Genomic DNA, 7487 nt, shown 5'->3' on the forward strand with positions numbered 1-7487 from the left:
GACCACAATCAGGAGCGAGAATTGGTGCTCGCTGCTCGGATCCTAAACAGAGCGTAGCTCTTCCACCAGACCTATGGCCCCCGCAGAGCCAGCCTTCGAGGCAAAATATGAGAGTTCATTCGCGGCTTCCTGAACACCCTGCGCAAATGCTCGCTCGAGCCAAAGGCGGCCTGCTACCGGGTTGTGTTCCCCGGCACGACCATTGCAGAGATAGCCCCCGAGCATGAGCTGGGCATAGCCATGTCCCCGCTCGGCGGCGGCGGCGAACCATTTCTGCGCTGCGACCGGGTCGAAGGACAGACCTTGGCCATTCGCGTACTGGGCACCGATCGCAAACATAGCCCCGGCGTGCCCGGCTGCGGCTGCCCGCTTGAACCACTGCGCGGCAGCCTGAGGCAAACAGGCGCCGCCACGTCCGTTGAGAAGCATTTCGGCAAACGCCACCTGCGCGTCGACCATGCCAGCATTGGCCGCCCGCTCAAACCAGCAACGGGCTTGTTTCAGATCGGCAGCCACGCCGCGCCCGTCCTGAAGCATGCGCGCGTAGGCATATTGCGCATCGGCCACGCCTTCGGCCGCCCGCCTCACCCATCGCGCAGCTTGCTCCTCGTCCTTTCGCACGCCGACGCCCTCGGCAAAGCAGAGGCCGAGGTTGAACGCTGCAATCAGATCGCCCGATGAGGCGGTCGCCTCGAACCATCCAGCAATGCTGGCGCGGTCGGCAGGCTCGCCTGCACCTTCGATAACCAGATTGGCAAAGTCGACCTGCGCTTGCTGATTTCCCGCATTTGCGGACGTACGCAGCCAGCGCGCTCCCTCTTCGACGTCCTGTACGACTCCGTTTCCGGAAAGATAAAGCGATGCCAACGCACGGGCGGCAGCCTGATGGCCGGCATTTGCCGCCCGTCGGTACCATGTTGCGGCGTCCGCATAGTCTGGCGGCGAACTCTTCACATGCCGATCGCCCAGACGATAGGCTGCCTCAATATTTCCTGCCAATGCGGCCCGCCGCATCCACGCCTCGCCGGCGGCGATATCTTGCCCTGCAAGGCCACCATCGATGAGCGCCAATCCCAACCGGAACTGGGCTGAGGGCAAGCCTTTCTCCGCGGCAAGCTGATACAGTCGCGCGGCTGCCGGTCGATCAGCTGGCATGCCGCGTCCATGCTCAGTCAGGACCCCAAGAAGGTAGATTGCGGTTGGCAGACCGGCGTCGGCAGCGCGTCGAACCTCGGCGGCAACTTTGGCCGTCTGCGCAGGCTGCCCGCGCCGGGCGAGGGAAAGAGCAAGGCCCAGGCATCCCTCAGGGCAGCCGGCTGCCGCAGACTTCTCATACCAGCCATGCGCCGCATCCAGGTCCCGCATCGCTTCGGGGCCTCTGCTAAGGATATAGGCGAGAATTGCCTGCCCGGTTGCGGAGCCAGCTTCGGCTGCCTTTTTCGCGAGCCCGAACGCTGCCGCGAATTCCGGCTCCCGCGAGGAATCCCGTTCGAACAAGCTTTGCGATTCCAAGCCATTGCCGTCGGGCTCCTGCGCCGCCAGTCCAGCCACGTAAAGCGCGGCGAGGAGCGACTGGGCATCGGGGCTGCCGTGATCGGCCGCTCGCCGCAGCCAACGCGCGCCTTCCGACCGGCTTGGCGGCACACCCAAACCTTCGAGATAGCAACGAGCGACGCGGTATTCGGCCTCGACAATCCCGGCGCGTGCCGCAATTGCCAGCAGCGGAAAGGCTTCTAAAGGCTTGCCGCTGTCAGAAAGCTGGATCGCCCGGCGCAATACCAGCGCTGGTGGACCGTAAGCAGTCAGGCGGTCAAGGATTGCCATCGATGCGAGAACGCATACCTCCGTTTGTCGCGCACGGCGCCCGAGCCTATGGCTCCCTCATCGCTTCTTGGCCTAGGGGGAGTATGGCGCCGAGAATATACTTGAGCACGGTACGGCGGCCGACCTTGACGTCAGCGGTTACCGGCATGCCGGGGACGATCGTGAAACTTGCGGGCACGCCATGGAGGGCGACCTCGTCGATGGAAATCTGCGTGCGGTAAAACAGGTCAGCGTCCGGGGGCAGCATGGCCAACGAGCTGTTCGGGTCGCGCGCCTGTTCCCGGGCCGAGAAGGAATCCGGGCTCACCGTGCGCACAGTGCCATGCGCGAGGCCATATTGCGAATATGGAAAGGTGTCGAACTTGATGGCCACGGGGTCACCGACGTGGACGAACCCACTGCTACGGCCGACAATGTTCGTTTCGATTTCAAGCACCGCGTCGTCCGGCACCAGGGTCATCAGCCGGTCACCCGATTGCAGGATAGACCCGACGGAAACCTTCGCCACTGACTGAACGATGGCGTTTGCATCGCTTTTCAGCTCGACCAACTGCTTACGCAGCTTTGCCTTGTTGAGAAGCTCACGGGCATCGGACATACGCGAGCCCGCCTCCGACAGGCCTTGCGAGACTTCCGCGCGCCAGCTCTGGATGTAGCCATCGCGGTCGGCGGCCACCGTCGCCTGTTGTCGCTTGGCAGCTTCCGATGTCTGCTCGGCGTTGCCGAGCGCCCGGGACATCTCTGCCCAGTTGTCCTCGGCCAGAAGCGTATTGAGGCGGCTGCCCACCTGTCTTGCTTCCAGTTGCTTGCGCATCCGTTCGATCGAAGCCGCGACGGCCAGTCGCTGGCGGTAGCCGTCAGCATCGGACTGGGAACGCGAGATCACGGAACTGAGTTCATCGCTCTGCCGGTCAAAACTCGACAGCTTGGCGTCGTAGACGGCTTTTCGACGATCGAAGATTGATGCCTGCAGGGTCCAACTCGGGTCCAGACCGTCATAGCTGAAGGGCTTTCCGTCGGCTTCCGCTTTCAAACGGGCCACTTCGGCTTCAAGTGTCGAGACCTGTGTCGTCAGCGCAGCAAGGTCAGCGGAGGCGAAGGTCGCGTCGAGGCGAGCAAGCGTTTGACCGGCTCGCACGCGCTGTCCTTCGCGCACCTCGATCGAGCGGACGATCGCCGTCTCGAGCGGCTGCACCAGAATATTCGGCGATTGCGACACCACGAGCCCTCTGGTGGAGACGACCTGATCGACCGGTATGAGCCCTGAGAGTGTTATCAGGGCAACGACCATGCTTGAGATGATCCAGACCATGCCGCGCGCCATTCGTGGGACGGGCGCATTGGCGATGGCCGTCGACGGCCATTGGAATTCCAGGATGACGGGCATCGTCGGATCGCTCGGCTCTGTCCGGCGCCGGACGGGAAGACTGGAATGGGTGATGCTGCTCATGGGCGCCCCGAAGCCGATGCTCACACAAGTCTCGGCGGCACAGCGGCCAGACGAGCTTGGCGATTGTCAAGATGCCGGTTCTGCTGCATCCAAAGCTGGCGGTAGAGCGCGCATCGTTCGAGCAGGGTCGCATGCGGCGCGACATCGAGGACCTGGCCCTGATCCATGACCAGGATCTGGTCGCATTCGGTCAGCGAGGAAAGCCGGTGCGAAACAATAATCATCGTGCGGCCCCTGGCGATGCGCATGAGATTGGCGCTGACCACCGCCTCGCTCTCCGGATCAAGCGCGCTGGTCGCCTCGTCAAGGATCATGACGGTCGGATCGTGGATGAGCGCGCGCGCAATCGCCAGCCGCTGCTTTTGACCACCCGACAGGTTGGGCGAACCTTCCTCAATATAGGTGTCATAGCCGTTGGGCATGCGTTCGATGAATTCTTCGGCGCCGGCAAGGTGAGCGGCTCGCATGGCGTCGGAAAGGGTCAGGCCGGGGCGCCCGGCGATGATGTTGTCTCGAATCGACCCGCGGAAAAGGAAATTGTCCTGGAGGACCACGCCGAGCCCCTGGCGAAGGTGACGCAGGTTGATCTCCTTGAGGTCGACGCCATCCAGCTTGAGAAAACCGCTGTAATCGCGATTGATCCCCTGCAGAAGCCGCGCAATTGTCGATTTCCCCGAACCGCTGCGCCCGACGATGCCGAACATCGTCCCTGCTGGAATGTCGAAGTTGACCCGGTCAAGCGCTGGCGTGTTGGTGCCGATGTAGGTGAAGGTCAGATCACGGAAACTGATCTCGCCAACGAGCTTCGGTCTCAGACCTGTGGAATTCGAACTGCTTTCCAGGGGCCGGTTGAGGACGGATCCTGCCTCGCTGATTGCCGCCCCTACCTCCTCGAAGTCCTCGACCAGTCGAGCAAGACCGACGAGAGGCTGTGCGACGCGTTGGGCGATCATCATGAATGCGAACAAGCTGCCGACCATGTAGCCAGACGTGTCGCTCATCGCGAGATAAGCTCCGATCAGCATGGTGCCGAGGACCATCGCACGCTCGATTGGCGTGACAAGCGTCTGCGGCCAGTTGGCAAGCTGCCCGAAGGCAAGGCGCGCCCTGCCCGCTTCCGCCACCCGCTCGTCCCAAAGCGCCCTGCGTTGCGGTTCGAGACCGAGCGCCTTCACCGTCTTGATGCCGACGACGGTTTCGCCGAGCGCCGCCGCCTTCCAGGTCTCGGCATCGACCACTTGCTGGTAGCGGCGGCGCAACGGCGCGAGAAAGGCGAAGATGATCAACATAATCACGCCCGCGCAGGCAAGCACCATCCAGCCCAGCGTGGCGTTGATATAGAACATCACCGGGATCAGCACGCAGAGCGTGATCAGATCCAGGAACGTGCTGAGGAGTTTTCCGGTGAGGAATTCGCGGATGCGATAGATCTGCGCGAGATGGTACATCGTCTCGCCGGCCGGATGACGCTCGAAATAATCAAGCGGCAGACGCAGGAGCCTGCTGAAAACATGCAAGTTCAGTTTGGTATCCAGGCGGGCGCCGACGACGTTGATGATCAGCCGTCGGGCGTGACCGAGGAGCGTCTCGTAAACGAACAGGACGGCAATTGTGGCCGACAGGAGCACGAGGGTTGAAACGCTGTTGAACTGCAGCACCTTGTTGACCAGTGTCATGACCATGAGAGGCGGCAGAACGGTAAGGAGGCTGAGCGTGAACGAGGCGATACCGATGTCACGCATAGAACGGCTTTCGAACCGTACCAGGTCGATCAACCAACCGAGGGTGAAAGGCGCATCGGCCGCGATATAGGATCGCGCTGGACGCAACAGCACGGCCTCACCCGCCCACACCTGCGACAGCCGCAACTCGTCGATGGCGATGGCTTCGGCATCCTCGGGCGCATCCGCACTTTTGAGGAAGACGACATTTCGCTCTGGACTGGCCCCGGTGAGGAGACCTGCGCCACCGTCATTGAACAGCAGGACGACCGGTCCCGTGTGCTCGAAGCGCAGAAGATGCGACCAGCGGATGCGAAGCGCACGCGACCACATGCCGCCGTTCTGGGCCCATTGCGAGAGATCGGTCGCGTTTGGAACCGGGCTTGCGCTCGCCACCTTGAACTCGTTCGGGTCGAGTTCGACGCCATGGTAGCGGGCGACCCGTAGCACCGCCTTGAGGCGCGGGGCAATCCGGTCGAACTCGGCGGGTCCGCCGGGTGCCCTCCCCGCCTCGCTCTGGCTGCCAACCTTGCCAGTCGCCTCCGCGTCCACGCGGATCGAGGTTGGCCGTGCATCGGCGTTCAGAGGTATGCTCACCATGCACTTCCCCTCCGGCCCACAAGCGAGGGTTCAAGGATGCTCCGGGCAAGCCGTCCCAGCCGGGACTGCTGACAAAACCCACTATATTCCAAATAGGCCAGCCGCACGGGCCCTTTGCCCGCCTGGAAATGGTGAACGCGCGGCACTTGCGTTCCCGCAAGGGCCGCGCGTTCTTTCTTCAACCTGGACTCAGTCATTAGGTTTCAGAATATCCTTCATTGCCTTCTTCAGCGTGTCGTCGGTGTTAGTGTATCCGGCGCCTTGCTTGCCCTTGTCAGAAGTCAAGTCGGACGTTGCACCGGATGTCTTGTTCTGGTTCGGACTAAGGCCCTTGATCGTATTGAGAACGTTCAAGAGATCGCTCGTCACCGAACCCCCAGCCAGGCCAACGAGCTGCCGGAACGAGGCTTGGCTATCGGTGTCGCTGCTGGCGGCCGGGCCCGATTGCAAGAACTGCTTGGAGTCCTTGAGTCCGATCGTATCGGCCGAGACCTTGACGTGGTTGCCGTTACCTGGCGAACCATCGTTGTCGGACCCGTCATTGCCATGCCCCTTGCCTGGGTTGCTGCTGTCGCTTCCATCAGGATCGTTGCCGCCACCGTTGTTGCCATGGTCGCGGTCACCGGTCCCGCCGCCCGAGCCAGTCGCACCTGTCGGACCTGTCGAACCGGTGGCTCCGGTTGAGCCAGTCGAACCTGTAGAGCCTGTTGCTCCAGTCGAACCGGTCGAACCTGTAGAGCCGGTCGAACCTGTCGATCCGGTCGAGCCAGTTGCTCCGGTATCACCGGTTGCACCTGTGGCGCCGGTCGAACCTGTTGCCCCAGTAGAGCCGGTCGAACCTGTCGATCCGGTCGAGCCAGTTGCTCCGGTATCACCGGTTGCTCCTGTGGCGCCGGTCGAGCCGGTTGCTCCAGTCGAACCGGTCGCACCAGTAGAGCCGGTCGAACCTGTCGATCCGGTGGCGCCAGTTGCTCCGGTATTACCGGTTGCACCTGTCGAACCTGTAGAGCCTGTTGCTCCAGTCGATCCGGTCGAACCTGTTGCCCCAGTAGAGCCGGTCGAACCTGTCGATCCGGTCGAGCCAGTTGCTCCGGTATTACCGGTTGCTCCTGTGGCGCCGGTCGAGCCGGTTGCTCCGGTCGAACCTGTTGCCCCAGTAGAGCCGGTCGAACCTGTCGATCCGGTCGAGCCAGTTGCTCCGGTATCACCGGTTGCACCTGTCGAACCTGTAGAGCCTGTTGCTCCAGTCGATCCGGTCGAACCTGTTGCCCCAGTAGAGCCGGTCGAACCTGTCGATCCGGTCGAGCCAGTTGCTCCGGTATTACCGGTTGCACCTGTGGCGCCGGTAGAGCCGGTTGCGCCAGTCGAACCTGTTGCTCCAGTCGAACCAGTTGCTCCGGTATCACCGGTCGAGCCGGTTGCTCCAGTAGAGCCTGTTGCTCCAGTCGATCCGGTCGAACCTGTTGCCCCAGTAGAGCCGGTCGAACCTGTCGATCCGGTCGAGCCGGTTGCTCCGGTATTACCGGTTGCACCTGTGGCGCCGGTAGAGCCGGTTGCTCCGGTCGAACCAGTAGAGCCTGTTGCTCCGGTATCACCGGTTGCACCTGTGGCGCCGGTCGAGCCGCTTGCTCCGGTCGATCCGGTCGAACCTGTTGCCCCAGTAGAGCCGGTCGAACCTGTCGATCCGGTCGAGCCAGTTGCTCCGGTATTACCGGTTGCACCTGTGGCGCCGGTCGAGCCGGTTGCTCCAGTCGACCCCGTCGAACCTGTTGCTCCAGTCGAACCTGTCGAGCCAGTTGCTCCGGTATCACCGGTTGCACCTGTGGCGCCGGTCGAGCCGGTTGCTCCGGTCGATCCGGTCGAACCTGTTGCCCCAGTAGAGCCGGTCGAAC

Annotated in this window: 5 protein-coding genes; 1 reads left to right on the forward strand and 4 read right to left on the reverse strand. The window is 62.7% G+C overall.

Features of this window, described 5'->3' with window-relative positions:
* Positions 1 to 42: 42 nt before the first annotated feature.
* The 4 genes from P3C39_RS31815 to P3C39_RS31830 all read right to left on the reverse strand — a co-directional run bounded on the left by P3C39_RS31815 (position 43) and on the right by P3C39_RS31830 (position 6045).
* Positions 43 to 1824, reverse strand: a complete 1782-nt coding sequence (locus P3C39_RS31815; protein WP_275954956.1) for a tetratricopeptide repeat protein — start codon at positions 1822 to 1824, stop codon at positions 43 to 45.
* Between the two features lie 46 nt (positions 1825 to 1870).
* On the reverse strand, positions 1871 to 3274 hold the full coding sequence (locus P3C39_RS31820) for an HlyD family type I secretion periplasmic adaptor subunit (protein WP_064994815.1): 1404 nt from the start codon (positions 3272 to 3274) through the stop codon (positions 1871 to 1873).
* Between the two features lie 20 nt (positions 3275 to 3294).
* A complete protein-coding gene (locus P3C39_RS31825) occupies positions 3295 to 5595 on the reverse strand; it encodes a peptidase domain-containing ABC transporter (RefSeq protein ID WP_063170857.1) in 2301 nt (766 codons plus the stop codon).
* A 189-nt stretch (positions 5596 to 5784) separates the two neighbouring features.
* Complete coding sequence (locus P3C39_RS31830) at positions 5785 to 6045, reverse strand: hypothetical protein (protein ID WP_063170858.1); 261 nt, start codon at positions 6043 to 6045, stop codon at positions 5785 to 5787.
* 220 nt (positions 6046 to 6265) lie between these two features.
* Between P3C39_RS31830 and P3C39_RS31835 the strand changes: the two genes are divergently transcribed.
* Positions 6266 to 7487, forward strand: a 1222-nt coding sequence (locus tag P3C39_RS31835) for a DUF4573 domain-containing protein (RefSeq protein ID WP_275955461.1), incomplete at its 3' end; no start/stop codon positions are given.

It is taken from the genome of Mesorhizobium sp. XAP4 (assembly GCF_029269325.1).
Classification (GTDB): Bacteria; Pseudomonadota; Alphaproteobacteria; order Rhizobiales; family Rhizobiaceae; genus Mesorhizobium; species Mesorhizobium ciceri.

What these genes read in the sequence shown, in the direction of transcription:
- P3C39_RS31815 (WP_275954956.1), bottom strand. Translation starts at nt 1,824, where the DNA reads ATGGCAATCCTTGACCGCCTGACTGCTTACGGTCCACCAGCGCTGGTA.
- P3C39_RS31820 (WP_064994815.1), bottom strand. Translation starts at nt 3,274, where the DNA reads ATGAGCAGCATCACCCATTCCAGTCTTCCCGTCCGGCGCCGGACAGAG.
- P3C39_RS31825 (WP_063170857.1), bottom strand. Translation starts at nt 5,595, where the DNA reads ATGGTGAGCATACCTCTGAACGCCGATGCACGGCCAACCTCGATCCGC.